This window comes from Aliivibrio sp. 1S175 (assembly GCF_001690985.1).
Lineage (GTDB): Bacteria > Pseudomonadota > Gammaproteobacteria > Enterobacterales > Vibrionaceae > Aliivibrio.
Genome location: NZ_MAJS01000009.1, coordinates 1 through 20,137 on the forward strand (window position 1 = coordinate 1; position 20,137 = coordinate 20,137).

The 20,137-nt window shown below is 38.0% G+C and carries 19 protein-coding genes; 7 read left to right on the forward strand and 12 right to left on the reverse strand.

Annotated features, from left to right (window positions below; translation table 11 throughout):
* Positions 1-341: 341 nt before the first annotated feature.
* The 3 genes from clpB to rluD form a co-directional block, all read right to left on the reverse strand.
* A complete protein-coding gene (clpB, locus tag A6E06_RS04465; RefSeq protein ID WP_065594345.1) occupies positions 342-2,927 on the reverse strand; it encodes an ATP-dependent chaperone ClpB in 2,586 nt (861 codons plus the stop codon).
* A 95-nt stretch (positions 2,928-3,022) separates the two neighbouring features.
* Positions 3,023-3,754 (reverse strand): peptidoglycan editing factor PgeF, encoded by a 732-nt coding sequence (pgeF, locus tag A6E06_RS04470; protein WP_065594344.1) that lies wholly within the window; start codon positions 3,752-3,754, stop codon positions 3,023-3,025.
* On the reverse strand, positions 3,755-4,729 hold the full coding sequence (rluD, locus tag A6E06_RS04475) for a 23S rRNA pseudouridine(1911/1915/1917) synthase RluD (RefSeq protein ID WP_065594343.1): 975 nt from the start codon (positions 4,727-4,729) through the stop codon (positions 3,755-3,757).
* A 161-nt stretch (positions 4,730-4,890) separates the two neighbouring features.
* Here rluD and bamD point away from each other — a divergent pair, with 161 nt between their 5' ends.
* From bamD to yjjX, 4 genes are all read left to right on the forward strand, one after another.
* Positions 4,891-5,616 carry an outer membrane protein assembly factor BamD gene (gene bamD, locus A6E06_RS04480; protein ID WP_065594350.1) on the forward strand — a complete coding sequence of 242 codons (726 nt, stop codon included), beginning with the start codon at positions 4,891-4,893 and terminating at the stop codon, positions 5,614-5,616.
* Between the two features lie 362 nt (positions 5,617-5,978).
* Complete coding sequence (gene raiA / locus A6E06_RS04485; protein WP_065594342.1) at positions 5,979-6,350, forward strand: ribosome hibernation-promoting factor, HPF/YfiA family; 372 nt, start codon at positions 5,979-5,981, stop codon at positions 6,348-6,350.
* Between the two features lie 118 nt (positions 6,351-6,468).
* Complete coding sequence (pheA, locus tag A6E06_RS04490) at positions 6,469-7,647, forward strand: prephenate dehydratase (protein ID WP_065594341.1); 1,179 nt, start codon at positions 6,469-6,471, stop codon at positions 7,645-7,647.
* Between the two features lie 74 nt (positions 7,648-7,721).
* On the forward strand, positions 7,722-8,240 hold the full coding sequence (gene yjjX / locus A6E06_RS04495) for an inosine/xanthosine triphosphatase (protein ID WP_065594340.1): 519 nt from the start codon (positions 7,722-7,724) through the stop codon (positions 8,238-8,240).
* On the opposite strand, the gene trpR is transcribed toward yjjX, so the two are convergent.
* On the reverse strand, positions 8,197-8,535 hold the full coding sequence (gene trpR / locus A6E06_RS04500; RefSeq protein WP_065594339.1) for a trp operon repressor: 339 nt from the start codon (positions 8,533-8,535) through the stop codon (positions 8,197-8,199). The two genes, yjjX and trpR, sit on opposite strands and share 44 nt — an antisense overlap.
* A 68-nt stretch (positions 8,536-8,603) precedes the next feature.
* Positions 8,604-10,553: a murein transglycosylase gene (sltY, locus tag A6E06_RS04505; RefSeq protein ID WP_255312055.1), complete on the reverse strand. Its 1,950-nt coding sequence runs from the start codon at positions 10,551-10,553 to the stop codon at positions 8,604-8,606.
* A gap of 170 nt (positions 10,554-10,723) precedes the next feature.
* Between sltY and ettA the strand changes: the two genes are divergently transcribed.
* From ettA to A6E06_RS04520, 3 genes are all read left to right on the forward strand, one after another.
* Positions 10,724-12,391 carry an energy-dependent translational throttle protein EttA gene (gene ettA, locus A6E06_RS04510; RefSeq protein WP_065594338.1) on the forward strand — a complete coding sequence of 556 codons (1,668 nt, stop codon included), beginning with the start codon at positions 10,724-10,726 and terminating at the stop codon, positions 12,389-12,391.
* A gap of 124 nt (positions 12,392-12,515) precedes the next feature.
* On the forward strand, positions 12,516-12,878 hold the full coding sequence (locus A6E06_RS04515) for a PilZ domain-containing protein (RefSeq protein WP_065594337.1): 363 nt from the start codon (positions 12,516-12,518) through the stop codon (positions 12,876-12,878).
* Positions 12,879-12,898: 20 nt separating this feature from the next.
* Positions 12,899-13,912 (forward strand): M23 family metallopeptidase, encoded by a 1,014-nt coding sequence (locus A6E06_RS04520; protein WP_065594336.1) that lies wholly within the window; start codon positions 12,899-12,901, stop codon positions 13,910-13,912.
* 70 nt (positions 13,913-13,982) lie between these two features.
* Here A6E06_RS04520 and tyrA read toward each other — a convergent pair whose 3' ends face one another.
* From tyrA to ffh, 7 genes are all read right to left on the reverse strand, one after another.
* Positions 13,983-15,116, reverse strand: coding sequence for a bifunctional chorismate mutase/prephenate dehydrogenase (gene tyrA, locus A6E06_RS04525; protein WP_065594335.1), 1,134 nt, complete (start codon positions 15,114-15,116; stop codon positions 13,983-13,985).
* 6 nt (positions 15,117-15,122) lie between these two features.
* The gene (locus A6E06_RS04530; RefSeq protein ID WP_065594334.1) at positions 15,123-16,196 is read right to left on the reverse strand and encodes a 3-deoxy-7-phosphoheptulonate synthase; all 1,074 of its coding nucleotides are present in this window, start codon (positions 16,194-16,196) and stop codon (positions 15,123-15,125) included.
* 213 nt (positions 16,197-16,409) lie between these two features.
* Positions 16,410-16,763: a 50S ribosomal protein L19 gene (gene rplS, locus A6E06_RS04535; protein WP_065594333.1), complete on the reverse strand. Its 354-nt coding sequence runs from the start codon at positions 16,761-16,763 to the stop codon at positions 16,410-16,412.
* A 40-nt stretch (positions 16,764-16,803) separates the two neighbouring features.
* Positions 16,804-17,553 carry a tRNA (guanosine(37)-N1)-methyltransferase TrmD gene (trmD, locus tag A6E06_RS04540; protein WP_065594332.1) on the reverse strand — a complete coding sequence of 250 codons (750 nt, stop codon included), beginning with the start codon at positions 17,551-17,553 and terminating at the stop codon, positions 16,804-16,806.
* Between the two features lie 22 nt (positions 17,554-17,575).
* A complete protein-coding gene (rimM, locus tag A6E06_RS04545) occupies positions 17,576-18,103 on the reverse strand; it encodes a ribosome maturation factor RimM (RefSeq protein WP_065594331.1) in 528 nt (175 codons plus the stop codon).
* A gap of 26 nt (positions 18,104-18,129) precedes the next feature.
* On the reverse strand, positions 18,130-18,378 hold the full coding sequence (gene rpsP, locus A6E06_RS04550) for a 30S ribosomal protein S16 (RefSeq protein ID WP_026025303.1): 249 nt from the start codon (positions 18,376-18,378) through the stop codon (positions 18,130-18,132).
* Positions 18,379-18,638: 260 nt separating this feature from the next.
* The gene (gene ffh, locus A6E06_RS04555) at positions 18,639-20,015 is read right to left on the reverse strand and encodes a signal recognition particle protein (protein WP_065594330.1); all 1,377 of its coding nucleotides are present in this window, start codon (positions 20,013-20,015) and stop codon (positions 18,639-18,641) included.
* Positions 20,016-20,137: the final 122 nt, after the last annotated feature.

Sequence of the window (20,137 nt, forward strand, 5' to 3'; positions counted from 1 at the left end):
ACTTCGAGAAGTAAAAGCAAACTAGTGATTATCAACTCACAAGTGCCCACACAGATTAATAGGTTTCAAATTGTTAAAGAGCAAACTTCAAGTTTTGAAGCCTTTCGGCTTTCCCTTGAAGCGGATGGTTATAATACTCACTTAATATTAAGTGTCAAGCACTTAACTTAATAAATAATTAAAACAACCTCACTAAACATTGAACTTCGATTTGACTCATCTGTTCCGTGTCAGTGAGGCGGCATTATAGAGAGTCTTTAGTTTCATGCAACTGTTTTTTAGTAAAATAACCAAAAAACAGTTTAAGTGATTAAAATTAACTCAACTCGCTTATTTACCCATCAAAAGTCGTCGTTTTGAGTGGTAATTAGCTGATTATCTTTCACCTTTAGCTTAATCACTTCACCTGTTCTTAATTTTCCACTTAAAATATCTTGGGCTAACGGGTTCTCTATATAAGTCTGAATCGCTCGTTTTAATGGTCTTGCGCCATAAACAGGATCAAAGCCTGCTTCCGCGATTAAATCTAAGGCTTCGCTCGTTATTTCTAACTGATAGTCTTTGTCATTCAAACGTTTTTCCAAACGTTGCAGCTGAATAGAAGCAATGTTCTTAATATGATCTTGGCCTAATGGATGAAAAACAACGGTTTCATCAACCCTATTCAAAAATTCAGGTCTAAAATGTTGCCCTACAACGTCCATAACTAAGGCTTTAATCCCTTCATAATCAAGTTCTCCAAAATGCTGTTGAATTTTATCAGAACCTAAATTAGAGGTCATAATGATTACGGTATTTTTAAAATCAACCGTACGGCCTTGACCATCGGTAAGTCTGCCATCATCTAATACCTGAAGAAGAATATTAAATACATCTGGATGTGCTTTTTCAACTTCATCAAGCAATAGAACAGAATAAGGCTTACGTCTAACTGCTTCAGTTAAGTAACCGCCCTCTTCATAACCAACGTAACCAGGAGGCGCACCGACTAACCTAGCGACTGAATGTTTCTCCATAAACTCAGACATATCAATTCGAACCATCGCATCTTCACTGTCAAACATAAAGTTTGCTAAAGATTTACATAATTCCGTTTTACCAACACCTGTTGGCCCCAAAAATAAAAAAGAACCAATTGGGCGATTAGGATCAGACAGCCCTGCTCTACTGCGTCGAATGGCATTCGATACTGCTTCAACCGCTTCTGCTTGTCCTATAACTCGTTTATGTAATTCACTTTCCATCTTTAACAATTTATCTCTTTCCCCTTCCAGCATTTTATTCACTGGAATGCCTGTTTGACGAGAAAGAACTTCAGCGATTTCACTGTCGGTAACTTTATTCTTTAATAAACTCATTTCTTGCATTTCAGCTTGCGCTGCAAGATCTAACTGTTTTTCTAATTCTGGAATTCGGCCATATTGCAGTTCTGACATACGGTTTAAATCTCCCGCACGTCGGGCAATATCCATATTACTTCTTGCTATATCCAGTTCTGTTTTTATATGCTGAGTTCCAGAAAGTGCCGCTTTTTCTGCTTTCCAAACTTCTTCCAGCTCTGAGTAGTCTCTTTCTTTTTCTCTCAATTCCAGGTTTAACGAATCGAGTCGTTTTAAACTGGCATCATCACTCTCTTTAACTAATGCTTGCTGCTCTATTTTTAATTGGATAATTTTACGTTCAAGCTTATCAAGAGATTCTGGTTTAGAATCAATTTCCATTCGAATACTTGACGCTGCCTCATCAATTAAATCAATCGCCTTATCTGGAAGTTGTCTATCTGATATATAACGATGAGATAATGTCGCTGCTGCAACAATAGCAGGGTCGGTAATTTCAACATGATGATGGATTTCATAGCGCTCTTTCAAGCCACGTAATATTGCAATCGTATCTTCTACTGTAGGTTCATCAACAATAACTTTTTGAAAGCGCCTTTCTAAGGCAGGATCTTTTTCTATATATTGACGATATTCATCTAATGTCGTGGCACCAACACAATGTAAATCACCACGAGCTAATGCAGGTTTAAGCATATTACCGGCATCCATAGAACCTTCGCCTTTACCTGCTCCAACCATGGTATGAACTTCATCAATGAAGAGAATGACATTACCTTCTTCTTTTGCCAGTTCATTTAAAACCGCTTTTAAGCGCTCTTCAAACTCACCTCGAAATTTAGCCCCAGCAATCAACGCACCAATATCTAAAGACAACACTCTTTTATGTTTCAAGCCTTCAGGTACTTCACCATTAATAATGCGTTGAGCTAACCCCTCAACGATGGCTGTTTTACCGACACCTGGCTGCCCAATAATAACGGGGTTATTTTTAGTTCGTCTTTGAAGAACCTGAATCGTTCTACGTATTTCATCATCACGCCCAATAACAGGGTCCAACTTACCTTGCTCTGCTCGCTCAGTAAGATCTACTGTAAACTTTTCTAATGCTTGACGTTTTTCTTCTGCATTTTGATCATTTACCTTTTCTCCACCACGGATATCATCAATTGATTTTGATATTTTAGCTTCGGTAAGTCCAAGATTTCTAAATAAATTACCTAATGGGCCTTTATCCTCAATAGCTGCAAGCATGAATATTTCTGAGGATATATAAGCGTCTTTGCGTTTTTGAGCTATTTTGTCACATAGATTAAAAATAATCCCCATACTAGATGACAGCTGAACATCACCACCGATACCTGTAACTTTTGGGATTTTATCGAGAATTTCAGAAAGCTTTGATCGAAGTTGAGTCGCATCAATATTAAGTAAGATTAATAATGGTCTGATTGTACTTCCATCTTGGTTTAATAAAGCCACCATTAAGTGCGTTGGCTCGATATATTGATGATCTTGACCTAATGCTAATGATTGAGCATCTGAAATGGCGATTTGAAATTTACTAGTGAATCGTTCTAAACGCATAACCCTCTCCTACAGAAGAAAAGTAAGTAACTATTACTTCTTAAATGGGGTTTATTTGTTTATAAATCAACTGATGAGAATGGAAATAAAAAGGATTATTCGAACCAAATTAAAGTTGCTTGACGACCAGTCTCTCCCTCTTTTCGATAAGAGAAAAATTGATCTGTATTTGAATAAGTGCAAAGGCTTGAGTAATAAACTTCTTGTACACCAACACTCTGTAAGCGTTGAGTAGCAAGCAGTTCTAAATTAGCTAACCATTTATCTCGGTTATGACTCGGAGTAAAAGCGTTTATCGCTTGAAGATCTTGTTCACAAAACTGTAGTTTTACTTCATCACCAACTTCAAATGCAGTAGGCCCAATGGCTGGTCCACACCACGCAACAAGATCATTTGAAGAAAAATGCTTAACTGTATTTTCTAAGATACCATCAAGAAGACCACGCCAGCCGGCATGAACTGCTGCAACTTCGGTTCCTTCTTTATTACAAATAACCACAGGTAAACAATCAGCAGTCATTACACAGCAAACTTGATTCGCTTGATTAGTATAAGCAGCATCAACAGAAGGTGGGTTAACGGAATCGGTATAAGGAAGAGTGATAACATCGGTTGAATGAATCTGATTTAACCACGTTGGTGCAGTCGGTAACTGCGCCAACGTAATCAGTTTTTCACGATTGAGCACAACATCATTATGATTGTCACCAACATGATCACCTAAATTCAAACTCGAAAATGGGGCTTTAGAAACACCATTTAATCGAGTTGTACTAACTACGTTAATATTTTTAGGAGCCGACCATTTTGGTAACAATAGCGACATTTAATACTCTTCCTCATGCAATAAACGTTCATCATCACGTAAAGCTTGAGATAGAGCAATCATATCATCAGGGATTGGTGCATGGAATTCCATGACTTCACCTGTAATTGGGTGATCAAAACGTAACATCGCAGCATGAAGCGCTTGACGATTAAAGCCACGGATCATGTCAATTAATTCTTGTGACGCACCTTTAGGGATACGAGCACGACCACCGTAAGCTGTATCACCTACTAATGGATGTTGGAGGAATGACATATGAACACGGATTTGGTGAGTACGACCAGTTTCAAGACGTAAGCGTAAACGAGTGTGAATACGGAAATGCTCAGCAACACGATAATGTGTAACTGCATCTTTACCTAATTCATGTACTGCCATTAGCGTACGTTTTTGAGGGTGACGTCCGATTGGTTTTTCAATCATACCGCCAGCCGTCATACGACCTAATACTACCGCTTCATATTCACGCGTGATCTTACGCTTTTGAAGCGCACGAACTAAACGTGTTTGAGCTGGTACAGTTTTCGCTACTACCATTAAACCCGTAGTGTCTTTATCTAGACGGTGCACGATACCTGCACGAGGCACCTCTGCAATACTTGGGTAATGGAATAATAATGCATTTAGTACCGTTTTATCCGGTGTACCAGCACCTGGATGAACTACGAAATCACGAGGTTTATTAATTACTAATAAATCATCATCTTCATAAACAATATCCAGAGGAATATCTTGAGCTAACCAACGTTGCTCATCTTCTAGTTCCGCCTTAACTAAAATTTCTTCACCGCCCATCATTTTTACACGAGCTTTAGTGATAACTTCACCGTTTACGGAAATTTTACCAGCTAACACCCATTCTTTGATGCGTGAACGCGAGAAATCAGAAAACAACTCTGCTGCAGCTTGATCTAAACGCTGGCCTAGTTGGCTATCTTTTACTGTACTTGTTAACTCTATTTGTTGTGCCATATCGAACTTTTTTTAAATTAGTGGTACTAATACCAAACAAATACATCATATTTGGTATCATCAACACTGTAAGTGAAATAAACTATCGACCATTGTATCTGTTAACGACGGATTTCGTAATGGATAACTTCAGTTTTTTTAGTCAAGGATCATTTTCAAGCATGAAACGCTTAACACTTTCTTCATTATTAGCAGTATCTTTACTGATGGGCTGCTCAAGCAGTGATGATGTTATTCCTGATATCCCACCATCAGAATTATATTCTCAGGCTCAAGTCTCTTTACAGGCAGGTAATTGGACAAGTGCAATTGAACGTCTTGAAGCTCTCGATTCTCGTTACCCATTTGGCGCTTACTCTGAACAAGTTCAATTAGACTTAATTTACGTATATTACAAAAATGATGACTTAGCTTTGGGCTTAGCAACTATCGAACGCTTTACTCGTTTAAACCCAACAAACCCGAAAGCTGATTGGGTATTGTATATGCGTGGCCTAACTCATATGGCTCAAGATCGTAGCTTTATGCACGATCTTTTTAGAATAGACCGCTCAGATAGAGATCCCGAACCAGCTCGTGCAGCATTTAAAGACTTTAAACGTTTATTAGAGCGTTACCCAAATAGTTTATACGCTGAAGATTCGCAAACTCGTATGTTTTCTTTAAAAAATCGATTAGCTGAGTATGAATTAGCCACAGCAGATTTTTACTTACGTAGAGAAGCATGGATTTCTGCCATCAATCGTAGCCAAGAATTACAACGAACGTATCCAGATACTGAAGCCGCAAGAAAATCACTAACGATTATGTTAGCTGCATATAAAGAATTGAAATTAGAAGATGCTATTGCTCGAACAGAAGAACTTATTGCATTGAATCCAGAATAAATTTTCAGTAAAAACAATAAAAGCCGTGTCTTATCATTAAGGCACGGCTTTTTTATATCTGATATTTACATAAAGGATGTTCAAACTCACAAAACATGGAAGATTAAAAAATAACCATTGAAAACAGTAGGTTGAACTTAGTCCCTAAAAACGAAAATTTTCAGTAATCAACCCTTTCAATCTACCTATTTTAGGCAATTCATCAAGTTTTTTTTCAAAAAAAATTCTCAGGGTTTGTTTGAGATCACATCAACATACCTAATTACGAATACTATTTAAAATGGTGATCTAGATCACTTTATTTTACTGCTGGATCCGTAATCTGGATACATGCCAAACGGGGCAAGAGAGAGGAAAATCATATGAAAGTAGAAATCACTGGTAACAACATCGACATCACTCCAGGCATCCGTGAACGTATTGAAGGGAAATTTAAAAAATTAGAAGAAAAAAGAAATCTAGATATTATTGGCCGTCACGCTAGCGTTACGAAACGCGCAAATGGTAAGCATAAAGTAGAGGCACAAGTCGCTATCGCCGGAGGCAAAGTTGCTGCATCAGCAGAACAAGAAGACCTATTTGGTGCAATTAGAGAGATGTACCAAAAACTAGAACGCCAACTAGATAAGTTACAACATAAAGGCGAAGCTCGTAGAGCAACTCATGCTCAAGCACCTATTGCTGAAGAGCCAGAAGTTGACCTAGAAGAAGAAGAGGAATACGAACAACAGTAAAATCGGCCAACTCAAAATTTTCTGAAACAGCGCTCATTTGAGCGCTGTTTTCTCTTGACGCAAACTGACTAATTCCTTTATTGTGAATTAATTCTTAATTTACTAGGTTTGCATATTCATGACTGATCCCATCTATTCTCTCGACGATATTCGTTTACGCCTCAATGAACTTGATAACGAATTATTAAAACTTTTTTCTGAACGTCGTAAGCTCAGTCTTGAAGTTGCTAAAAGCAAAGTCCAAACCGCCAAGCCTGTCCGTGACCCAAAACGCGAACAACAGCTACTTGTTAAATTAATTAAAAACGGCAAGGCGTTCGATCTTGATGCTTATTACATAACTCAATTATTTCATACCATTATTGAAGACTCTGTTTTACTTCAACAAGAATATTTTCAAAATCTAGCAAATCCTGAATTAAGTAGAAAACCAGTAGCAAGAGTTGCTTATCTTGGCTCAAAAGGCTCTTATTCAAATCTAGCAAGTCGTCGTTATTTCAGTAAGAAAAATATTGAACTAGCTGAACTTGGTTGTGAAAACTTCAGAGAAGTAATAAAAACAGTTGAGTCAGGGCATGCTGACTACGGTGTGTTACCAATAGAAAACACAAGCTCTGGTTCTATCAACCAAGTTTATGATTTACTTCAACATACTAGCTTATACATTGTTGGTGAACTTACTCAGCAAATCGACCATTGCTTACTAACCACCACAGAGACGTCTCTTGAATCGATTAAAACATTATACTCTCATCCCCAACCACATGAACAATGCAGTGAGTTTTTAAACCGTTTAGACAACGTAGAGCTGATCTCTTGTGCGAGCACTGCTGATGCAATGATTACCGTAAAAGAATTAAACTCACCAGACGTCGCAGCCATTGGTAATTCTGATAGCGGTAAACTTTACGGTCTTCAATCATTAATTACCAACATTTCAAACCAAACAGAAAATCAAACTCGATTCATTGTTGTTGCAAGAAAGCCAGTTGATGTATCAGAACAAATACCAGCAAAAACAACTTTGATTATGTCTACTTCACAAGATGCCGGCTCATTAGTTGAATCATTACAGGTTTTACGTAAATACGGTATTAATATGACAAAACTAGAATCTCGTCCTATTATGGGCAATCCTTGGGAAGAGATGTTTTATATTGATCTGCAAGCGCATTTGAAATCTAAAGCCATGAGCTCAGCTATTGAAGAGTTAACATCTATTACTCAATATTTAAAAGTTCTCGGTTGTTACCCAATAGAGAATGTAACTCCTACAGATATTCCTCAAATAAAATAGTTAACTCTGTAATGATAAAATGAACTGACACAAACATTGTATCGGTTCATTAATATAAAGGACTGCGTTTCCACATGGCACATAACGTTATTATTGCGTCACTTAACCCGGCAAAAATACATGCTGTAGAATCAGCATTCACTCAAGCATTTCCTAATATTAATTTTGTTTTTCAAGGTATTGCCGTTGAGAGTGGCGTTGCAGACCAGCCAATGAGCTGTATTGAAACAAAACAAGGGGCATTAAACCGAGTAAATAATGCTAAATCCTTACATCCAAAAGCAAATTATTACGTTGGATTAGAAGCTGGTATAGAAAATACGGCAACTTTTGCTTGGATGATAATAGATAATGGTTTAATGGTTGGTGAATCGAGATCATCAAGTTTACCTCTTCCTCCTAGCGTTATTGCCGCGGTGAATGAAGGGAAGGAACTTGGGGATGTAATGGATGAACAATTTAAAACCGAAAACATAAAGCAGAAAGGTGGGGCTATTGGTCTATTAACCAATAACCTATTAACAAGAAGTTCGGTTTACCAACAAGCGCTTACTCTTGCTCTAATCCCTTTTCTTCATCCTGAACGTTTTTAGCACTTTTTTGAAGTAACGCCATTAGCCATTCTTTTTCATCCTGAGTATGGCTTTTTAATTCATTAGACCCTCGAGTTATCGTTGCAACACCAACACCAAGTAATTGGCTTATTTGTCGTTGACTTAAATCACCTTGCAATAATTCATGACAAATATTGACTCGAGCTATTAAGGCATCACGTTCATCAGGAGTCATCAACATAGTCAATAAAGATTGATGTTTACCTTGCTCTGCTGCATTCGCTATCAATGCCATCACTTGTGACCAATCTGAATATTTTGCTGAACCTGACATAAAATCCTCATTACCATAATAAAAAAGGGAGCACTTAAGCCCCCTACTTTATAATCAATTTAAAATAATTAATACTCTAAATTCAGTTCCTTCTCTGACAAGAAAGAGCCTTTTTCACCAAGTAAACTACGGTAGTACGTTTCAAACATTAAAATATTTTGTACGTAGCCACGTGTTTCTTTGAAGGGAATTGCTTCTATAAACGCATAAACATCGAGCTTTTCATCAGAAACTGCTCTCCATCGTTTTACACGGTGAGGTCCAGCATTATAACCCGCTAACGCAAAGATCCTATTCCCATCATAATCATCCATTAATCCTTTTAGATAATTCGAACCAATATGAATGTTTACATCAACATTATTTAAACTACTAACACCTTCGTATTTATCATAATCAATTTTCTTGGCTGTATACTTCGCGGTTGCTGGCATAATTTGCATTAAACCACGCGCGCCAACAGGTGATTTAGCTTCTGCATATAACGCGCTCTCTTGGCGAGATAGTGACATTAGCGTCACCTTATCTAAATCTAACTCTTTACTGTAATGTCCAAACCACCACTGATGTGCAATAGGAAAACGTAAACTCAAATACCCCCACATTCTCCCCTTAATAGTGGCAAGTACAGTAAAGTGATGCCAACGATGTTGAGCTGCATAACTCGCAAGTTCTTTCACTTCATTCTTTGATGCTCTATTAAGTAAATATTCCCACTCACTTTTTGCTGTTGATATTTCATCAATAGTAATCAGTTCCTTAATTCGAGCTAACTCACTCTTATATTTTTCTTTTACTGGCTTAATATTAGTTGGAGCAATATTCATTGGGTATTGAATCGGCTCACCTAAAATATTTGCAGCCGCAACACTGTAAAAATTACGCTTCCCAAGCAACTTTTGTAATCGAGCATTGGCTTTATCATCTTCGCCATTTTCACTTTCAATGCGAGCTTGCCAGAACTGCCAACGTAATGAAGCTTGAGCCTTAGGCGTTAAATACGTTATCCATTGGCTCATATCGTCCCAGTCGGCAGCACGAATAGCAACACGTATACGGCGTTCAATAAACGAATCTTCTGGATATTTTTCAAGCTGAGAATCTCGCCAAGTAGCCAATTCATCTGAATCGGTGGACATTATGCTACTCACAATACGATGCGTGATTTTTATTGATTCTTTTTCTGTGAACTTCTGTTTCTTTGCTATGGAAGGAAGAATTTCAATCGCTTTACGTGGATCTTTTCTTGCTTCTCTTTCCATGGAAATAAAAGTTAATTTTTTCGTAAACTCAGACGGTTTATTTTTAGCCGAAAACGAAACCAGTAAGTCAGGATCATTAAATAAAGCAATAATATCTTTCGCCTGTTCTTTTGCTTTATCTGACACTAGCATCTTTTCTAAATAAGAAAATAAACTGTTATTACGAGCCTTATACACCAGTAACATTCGATCGATAATTAACTTATCCGTTAACTTGCCGTCATCAGACCATGCTTTAAATAAATCATCACATTCATAGGTAACAGACCCCCCTGTTAGCCATAATTTTTCAGTGCCTTTCCATGCTGTTTTTTTATCTCCAAGCTCATTTTTTGCTTGGTAGTAATAACATTGTAAATTTGTGCTACTTGGTTCATTAGGAAAGTAATCAAGAAATTCTTTCCAACGTTCATTTAAGCCAAGTACTACTAAATATTGATAATCTAAAGAATTGCCAATCGCTAATGTTTTATGTGCGTGTCTAAATAGTCGAATATCATCAGGCGTCTTAGAGGCTAAATCCATTCGTAATTCACGATAATCTAAATAAGGGGTAAGTGGATAATCTTCTAAATTTGCTCTTACTTTTATGTACTCATCAAACTTCTTTTCATTAAGCAATTCCTTTGCTTCTTGGTATTGAATTCGTGATTCATCTATCGATAATGCCTCAACGGTATGCACACTCATTCCAATGCACAACACGGCCATCATCCCTAACTTCTGCTGTGTGTATTTCATTGATACTTTAAACACCTAATTTCCAACCTTTTCATCAACACATTGAGTATGAGACAGAGTTAAATAACTCTCTAATTCTTCTTTGAGTTTACTTATATTACCCTAGTAACTACCAAAATGAGTGTTAAACTATGTATCATAAATAGTAAAATAATATTTCCGTTAACCAACTCTAATAAGTGATTATGGCTGAATACGTATATACAATGTCACGAGTGAGCAAAATTGTTCCTCCAAAAAGACAAATCCTGAAAGACATTTCTCTTAGCTTCTTCCCTGGTGCAAAAATCGGTGTTCTTGGCCTAAATGGATCAGGTAAATCAACACTACTTCGCATTATGGCTGGTCTTGATACCGATATTGATGGTGAAGCTCGTCCACAAAGTGGATTGAAAATTGGCTATCTACCACAAGAACCCGTTTTAGATGAATCAAAAACTGTTCGTGAAATTGTCGAAGAAGCGGTATCTGATGTCGCTGGTGCGCTAACTCGATTAGATGCTGTGTATGCTGCTTATGCAGAAGAAGATGCTGATTTTGATGCCTTAGCAAAAGAACAAGGTGAACTTGAAGCCCTTATTCAAGCAAAAGATGGTCATAATCTTGAAAATGCTTTAGAGCGTGCAGCGAATGCACTACGTCTTCCTGAGTGGGATGCAAAGATAGAATTTTTATCAGGTGGTGAACGCCGTCGTGTTGCGATTTGTCGTCTATTGCTTGAAAAACCAGACATGTTGCTTCTTGATGAACCAACAAACCACCTTGATGCTGAATCTGTTGCTTGGCTTGAGCATTTCCTTGTTGAGTACTCAGGTACTGTTGTGGCCATTACCCATGACCGTTATTTCTTAGATAACGCTGCAGGTTGGATCTTAGAACTTGACCGTGGCGAAGGCATCCCATGGGAAGGTAACTATACGTCTTGGCTAGAACAGAAAGATGAACGTCTAAAACAAGAATCTTCGAAAGAAAATGCTCGTCAAAAAACGATAGAAAAAGAGCTTGAATGGGTTCGTCAAAACCCTAAAGGCCGCCAAGCTAAATCAAAAGCGCGTATGGCTCGCTTTGAAGAACTTCAAAATACAGATCATCAAAAACGTAATGAAACCAATGAACTGTTTATCCCACCAGGTGAACGCTTAGGTGATAAAGTTCTTGAAGTGACTAACCTAACGAAATCGTTTGGGGATCGTGTATTAATTGATAACTTATCATTCAGTATGCCTAAAGGCGCTATCGTCGGTATTATCGGCGCCAATGGTGCAGGTAAATCAACACTATTTAAAATGCTAAGTGGTGCAGAAGAAGCCGATTCAGGTTCTATTGTATTGGGTGAGACAGTTAAGCTTGCTTCTGTTGATCAGTTCCGTGACAGCATGGACAATACAAAAACGGTTTTCCAAGAGATCTCTGAAGGTGCTGAAATCATCAAGATCAATAATTACGAAATCCCGGCACGTGCATACTGCTCTCGTTTTAACTTCCGCGGCAACGACCAACAGAAAATCATCGGCGATCTTTCTGGTGGTGAACGTAACCGAGTTCACTTAGCGAAACTATTGAAGACAGGCGGCAACGTACTATTACTCGATGAGCCAACCAATGACTTGGATGTTGAAACATTACGAGCATTAGAAGAAGCGCTTCTTGAGTTCCCTGGCTGTGCAATGGTTATCTCGCATGACCGTTGGTTCTTAGACCGTATCGCTACACACATCTTAGATTACCGTGATGAAGGCCAAGTAAGCTTCTTCGAAGGTAACTACACTGAATATAGCGAGTGGTTGAAGAAAACATTAGGTGGCCAAGCCGTTGAGCCTCATCGTATTAAATATAAACGTATGACAAAATAATTAATCATTTAATATATTAACTTGATGCTTATCATAAGGGCCGCATTATTGCGGCCTTTTTATTAGACTTACAACAAACCAGACGTCATACTTTCAAGTTAAGTTATAATATAAGGATCGTATTATGATCGAACGTCGTAAATTTTCACGCGTAGTGTATCAAACTGATGTCATTCTTTTACATAATGGGACATCATTGCATGGATCTTTAATTGATTTATCTCTACACGGTTTACTCGTTGTGTTAGACGATGATTATGAACTGAAACCAAATACAAAGATGAACGTGAGATTTACCCTCAACGAGAGTGATATTCACATCATTGCTGAATGTGAACTTATTCAGAGAACAAATAATATACTAAGACTCTGTATTCAACATATAGATATTGATAGTATTAGCCACCTTAAACGCTTAATTGAACTCAATGTTGGTAATAGCGATATGTTATTACGTCAACTCTCAGAGCTAACCACATTAACCTAAAGTAATAAGTTGTTATTTCTATGCCAGATAAAATTCGTATTTCCGTTTCTCATAATAAGGGAACTCGTTTCTTCGCTATTTCTCCTAAACGGAAAAACCTTGTCATTTTATCTCTTTTACTTGGGCTTGGTTCATTCACATTAAGTGGTTTTGGATTACATTATTTTTATCAAAAACAACAAGCATCAGAGTTGGCGATTTCTCAACTTCAAGTACAAAATAGTGAACTCAATAACCTCATTATTGACAATAATAATAGCAATTATGAATTAACTCAGCAGCTTGAAGCAAAAGAAAATGAATTTATAGTTATTAGTCAAAGAGTTGAAGATGTTGAGTCCGTGCTTGGATTACAAGATATCTCTGAAGAAGATATTCAATTATCTGAAAAAACATTAGAACAACGACTAGACGTAGCAACCATTGATTCGGCAGTTAGGGCTACCATGTTTCGTTTGATACCAAACGATACACCAATGGATTTTATTCGAAACTCATCCAGTTTTGGAAGAAGAACCAACCCTATTTCAGGAAAAAGACAACGCCATTTAGGTCAAGACCTCACTTGTAAGCGTGGTACCGAAATTTATGCGCCTGCAGATGGCGTCGTTGAACTCGCTCGTCCAAGTAATAAAGGTTATGGTAATTTACTAAAAGTTCAGCATTCGTTTGGTTTTATGACCATGTATGCTCACCTACAAAAATTTAAAGTCCGCTCAGGACAATTTGTAAAGAAAGGTGAATTAATCGCTACCTGCGGTAATTCGGGTAACTCTACTGGGCCACACCTGCATTATGAAGTACGGTTTCTAGGCAGAGTATTGAACCCTCAATCTTTTATCGATTGGACACCAGATCGCTTTGAGAGTTTATTTGAAAAAGAACGAAGTGTTAAATGGACTCCGCTCGTTGATATTATGAATAACATGGTAAAACTGCAGTTAAAATTAACGCAAAAACCAACCGTTGAGCAAATTGAAGCCATTAATACAGTAAAAGCAGAACAACAAGTGCCGATGCCAATAACTCAGTAAGTTAATTTTATCGAACATATAAAAAAGGTGAGCACATGCTCACCTTTTTTACTTTATATTCTTTGCTATATTACGTTCTTTCACGATGAATCGAATCATTAGCTTGTCTAAGTAAGCCCTTACTTTCTATTAGAAATTGCTCTGCATAGTCTCCAAACCAATGCTCTACTTCTCTAAAGTTATCAATAAAACCAGCTCGATTATGATTCTCTAATAATGAAATCGCATCGCCAAAACGTTGGTGGAATCGCTTAATCATTTCAATATTCTCATCAGAAGAGAGAATAATATCAGCGTATAGATTGGGGTCTTGTGCAAACAATCGCCCTACCATCAATAACTCTAAGCGGTATATTGGTGAGCTTAAATTAAGTAACTGTTCAATATCTGGGTTTTCCTTAGCAAGATGCTGACCATACGCAAATGAAGTAAAGTGGCGTAAAGCCTGAATTAATGTCATTCCATGATCATGCTCTGTTGCAGAGATATCTCGAACAATTGCCCCCCAAATTTCAAACTGATTTTTAAGCCAAGCGTAACTTTCTTTATTACGGCCATCGCACATAACAATCACTTGTTTCGCTAAACTTGGAATATCAGGGCCAAACATTGGGTGCAAACCAACAACTGGGCCTTTATGAATCTCCATCATTGCTTGAAGTGGCTTTTTCTTTATTGATGTTAAATCACACAGAATACAATCTTCAGGCAAGTCCGAAAGCTTATTGATTACGTCAACGGTTAAATTAATAGGAACGGTTACAACCACCATTCCAGCATCATCTAAAATTGTCTCTGCATTATTCCAATCTTTACTGCCAAGAATTCGTACTTCATAGCCAGATAGTCGAAACATTTTGGCAAATAAACCACCAAGTTGTCCATTACCACCAACCACTACAATTGGGCGTAATTCAGGTTTTAAACATTTAAAGCCTGAGTCATTTTCACTGCTATAAGATTCACGCATTGTTCGACGTAAAATATCTTCAATTAAGGATGGCGGAACTCCTTTACTTTCAGCTTCTTGTCGTCTTGAAGCAAGCATCGCAGCTTCTCTGCTTGGATCATAAATAGGCAATCCATGTGCACTTTTTACTTCACCCACTTGTTCAACTAAATGCAGACGTTGAGATAAAAGATCCAACATTTGTTTATCTACTGCATCAATTTGGTCGCGTAAATGACTCAGTTCTACCGCCATCTCGTTCTATCCTTTTAAACGATCTTCCAATACTGGAATTAATTCTTTATGAGTATGACGTAATAGTGCCTCAGTTGAATCCCAATTGATACATGCGTCTGTAATAGAAACCCCATATTGCATTTCAGATAATGGAATGTCAGAAGGTTGATTTCCTTCATTTAAATGGCTTTCAATCATCAAACCTATAATTGATTTATTCCCTTCACGGATTTGATGAATAACATCTTCAGCAACCAATGGTTGACGACGGTAATCTTTACGAGAATTTGCATGGCTACAATCGATCATTAGTGCCGCATCAAGATTATATTTAGCCAACTCTTCTTCACATTCAGTGACTGATACTGAGTCATAATTTGTCTGCTTACCACCACGTAAAATTACATGGCCATTGGGGTTGCCTTGTGTGGTTAATAATGCAACCTGACCTTCACTATTAATACCCATAAAACGGTGACTTGAAGCCGCTGCTTGCATCGCATTGATTGAAGTAGACAGACTCCCGTCAGTGCCATTTTTAAAACCAACAGGGACAGATAAACCACTCGCCATTTCACGATGTGTTTGAGATTCAGTTGTACGTGCACCAATAGCCGCCCAACTAAATGTATCACCAATATATTGCGGACTAATTGGGTCAAGCGCTTCCGTAGCTAATGGAATTTCCATTTCAGCTAAATCAACAAGTAGCTGCCTTGCTGCGTGCAAGCCATGTTCTATATCAAAAGACCCATCAAGATGTGGATCATTAATTAATCCTTTCCAGCCAACGGTTGTTCTTGGTTTTTCAAAGTAAACGCGCATTACAATATACAGCTGATCTTTAAGATCTTCAGAGATCACCTTCAGGCGTTTAGCGTATTCTTTTGCTGCATCAATATCATGAATTGAACATGGACCACAAACAATCAATAAACGATGATCTCTTTTATGAATGATGTTTGAAATAGTTTGGCGAGATTGTTGGATAAACTGGCGTGCGTTATCACTTAATGGAATTTTGTTTTTTAACTCTTGCGGTGTGATCAGTACTTGCTCATCACTAATATTAATATTGCTTAGTTCGCTTTTTTTCATATTCTACACCTGTAAACTTTTATTTCCATTAAGAGTCTTTTAAGACGAATATAAATAATTTAACAGCTATGGGATGAAAATCAACCATTGTAATAAAATAAATACAAAACAATAAAATAGTAAAGAATTATTTACAATTAAATTTAAGCATAAAAAAAGGTGCGCTGATAACAGCGCACCTTTATAGCACATTTGAGAACGTTCTCGTGTGCGTTACTTTTTAGACAGCTTCTCTTTGATACGAGCTGATTTACCAGAACGCTCACGTAGGTAGTACAACTTGGCACGACGTACTGCACCGCGACGTTTAACTTCGATGCTGTTTACAACTGGAGAATGTGTTTGGAACGTACGCTCAACACCTTCACCGTTAGAAATTTTACGTACAGTAAACGCAGAGTGAAGACCACGGTTACGAATAGCGATAACAACGCCTTCGAAAGCCTGTAGACGCTCACGCTCACCTTCTTTAACTTTAACTTGAACTATAACAGTATCACCTGGTGAAAACTTAGGTAGATCTTGCTTTAGTTGCTCATCTTCAATAGCTTTAATGATGTTGCTCATTTTTGTATATCCTAGAATAAACTGATACTAAATTTCTTAATTACTTACTTTGCTGATGTTCTTCACGAACAAATTCAGCCAGTAATAATTCCTGTTCGTCAGTCAGAGCTAGATTTCCCAGGAGCTCTGGTCTTCTTAGCCAAGTACGGCCCAACGATTGTTTCATTCGCCAACGAGCGATATCTTTATGATTTCCAGATTTAAGTACACTAGGTACTTCCTTACCATCCAAAACCTCAGGTCTTGTATAGTGTGGACAATCTAACAAACCGTCAGCAAAAGAATCTTCTTCAGCGGACGCGAAATCACCTAGTACCCCCGGAACAAACCGAGAGACAGAATCAATCAACGTCATAGCAGGGAGTTCCCCGCCTGTAAGCACAAAATCCCCAATTGACCATTCTTCGTCAACTTCAGATTGTATTATGCGCTCATCTACACCTTCGTATCGACCACAAATAAGAATTAAATTCTCGTTCGTGGCTAACTCCTCGACACCCGCTTGATTTAACGTACGGCCTTGAGGTGAAAGGTAAATAACTTTCGTTTTGCCTGGTGCTGCTTCTCTGGCTGCAGTAATGGCATCGCGCAAAGGCTGAACCATCATAAGCATACCAGGGCCACCACCATAAGGTCGGTCATCAACAGTGCGATGTTTATCTTGAGTGAAATCTCTAGGATTCCATGTCTCTATAGATAAAATACCTTTTTTAATAGCTTGGCTAGTTACCCCAAAATCGGTAACCGAACGGAACATTTCAGGAAATAGGCTTATAACCCCAACCCACATGTGCCCTCGCTTTACCTAGGGTTTAGAACCCAGGATCCCAGTCAACTTCGATCCGTTGAGCCTCACGATCAATTATTTTGATCACTTGCTCATCAATAAAAGGAATCAAACGTTCCTTTTTACCAAAAGCATCTTTCAGGTTTGCTTTGACTACAAGAACATCGTTTGATCCGGTTTCAAAGATGTCGTCAACAATACCTAGGCCGTAACCTTGGGTTGTGACCACTTCCATACCAAACAATTCACGCCAGTAGAATTCATCTTCTGACAGTTCAGGTAATACATCTGCTTTAACTGCAATTTCCAGGTTAGTATAAGCTTGAGCTTCTTCTCTAACTTCTAACCCTTCCAGTTTGCACACCAAACCTTTATGACGTTTCCAGCTTTCGACTGAAAACTCGACCCACTCATCTTTTACTTTAATAAGTAAAGGTTTGTAGTCGAAAATACTTTCAGGTTGATCAGTAAAAGAAACTACTTTCAACCATCCACGAATACCATAGGAAGCTCCGAACTTACCTACAACAATTACTTCGTCTTGCTTACTCATAAAATCTTTACCTTTAACCAACTAAATTAAGCCGCTTTGTTAGCGTCTTTAACTAGCTTAGCTACACGATCAGAAAGACCAGCGCCTAAACCAACCCAATGGTTAACGCGATCAAGATCTAAACGAAGACCTTCTTCTTGACCTTGTGCTGTAGGGTTAAAGAAACCTACTTTCTCAATGTAACGACCAGTTGATTTAAAACGGCTGTCCGCTACTACGATTTGATAAAATGGACGCTTCTTAGCGCCGTGACGTGCCAAACGAATGGTAACCATATCGTCCTCTATTTGCTTCGTACAAAAATTAAATTGGCTCAAAAAAAATAATTTTTATTGAGCCCTCGTGCCAAAATAAAGCCCCGGAATTTTACTCTTATGAGTTTTCAATGCAAGGGCTTTAGCTACTTTTTCGCCAATTATTTCTGTAATTAGTGAAAAAATTAGGTGAAAAAGGTGCGCTAGGTTAAATTTATCAATAAATTAACTTGTCGCACCTTGTTATCTGGTTTTTACATTTGGAGAATGTGAATTAACAGTTAGCGACCAAAACCACCCATACCGCCCATTCCACCACCCATCATTCCTTGCATATTACGCATCATGCCTTTCATTCCACCCTTCTGCATTTTTTTCATCATTTTTTGCATTTGAGTAAATTGTTTCAGCATTCGATTTACATCTTGTACTTGAGTACCAGAACCTGCTGCAATACGCTTTTTACGTGAACCTTTAATTAGCTCTGGACGTTGACGTTCTTTCATTGTCATGGAATTAATAATTGCTTCCATTTGATTGAACATTTTATCATCCACTTTATCTTTAACATTATCGGGCAACTGAGACATTCCTGGGAGCTTATCCATCATGCCCATCATGCCGCCCATATTTGTCATCTGACCAAGCTGCTCACGAAAATCTTCAAGATCAAACCCTTTTTTCTCTTTGAACTTTTTCGCTAATCGTTCTGCTTTTTCTTTATCTACGTTCTTCTCTAGATCTTCAATTAAAGAAAGAACATCACCCATACCTAAAATACGAGAAGCTATACGTTCTGGATGGAACGGTTCTAGTGCATCCGTTTTTTCGCCAACACCCAAGAATTTAATTGGCTTACCCGTAATATGGCGAACCGATAACGCAGCACCGCCACGAGCATCACCATCAACTTTGGTTAGAATCACACCTGTAAGCGGTAAAATATCACCAAAAGCCTTTGCAGTATTCGCAGCATCTTGACCCGTCATTGCATCAACAACAAATAACGTTTCAATTGGATTCACATGCTCATGAAGCTGCTTAATTTCTTCCATCATTTCCGTATCAACAGCTAGACGACCAGCGGTATCCACGATAACAACATCAAAAAACTTTAATTTAGCGTGACTAATTGCACCATCAACAATATCAATTGGCTTTTGATCTGCACTTGATGGGAAGAAATCTACTTCAACTTCTGCCGCTAATGTTTCTAATTGCTTAATTGCCGCTGGACGATATACATCGGCAGATACAACAAGTACTTTCTTTTTATCTCTTTCTTTTAATAGCTTCGCTAATTTACCGGTACTGGTCGTTTTACCCGCACCTTGTAAACCTGCCATTAAAATAACCGCAGGCGGCTGACACGCTAAATTAAGAGCCTCATTTGAGTCTCCCATAATAGCTTCTAGTTCCGACTGAACGATTTTAATGAATTCTTGACCTGGAGTTAAGCTTTTAGATACCTCAACCCCTACAGCATTTTCTTTTATTCGTTTAACAAAATCACGAACAACAGGCAAAGCAACATCAGCTTCTAATAGAGCCATGCGTACTTCACGTAACGTTTCTTTAATGTTGTCTTCTGTTAATCGACCTTTACCACTGATATTTTTCAGGGTCTTGGATAGTCTATCCGTTAAATTATCAAACATATTCTGCGCCTACTTTGCGACCATATCTCCGATTATACCTAAATCTGAGACGTTATAATTAAAATTTTTTATACTAACTGAATCACACCTACCGAGATTGGCCTCTAGAGGGTATAATCAAA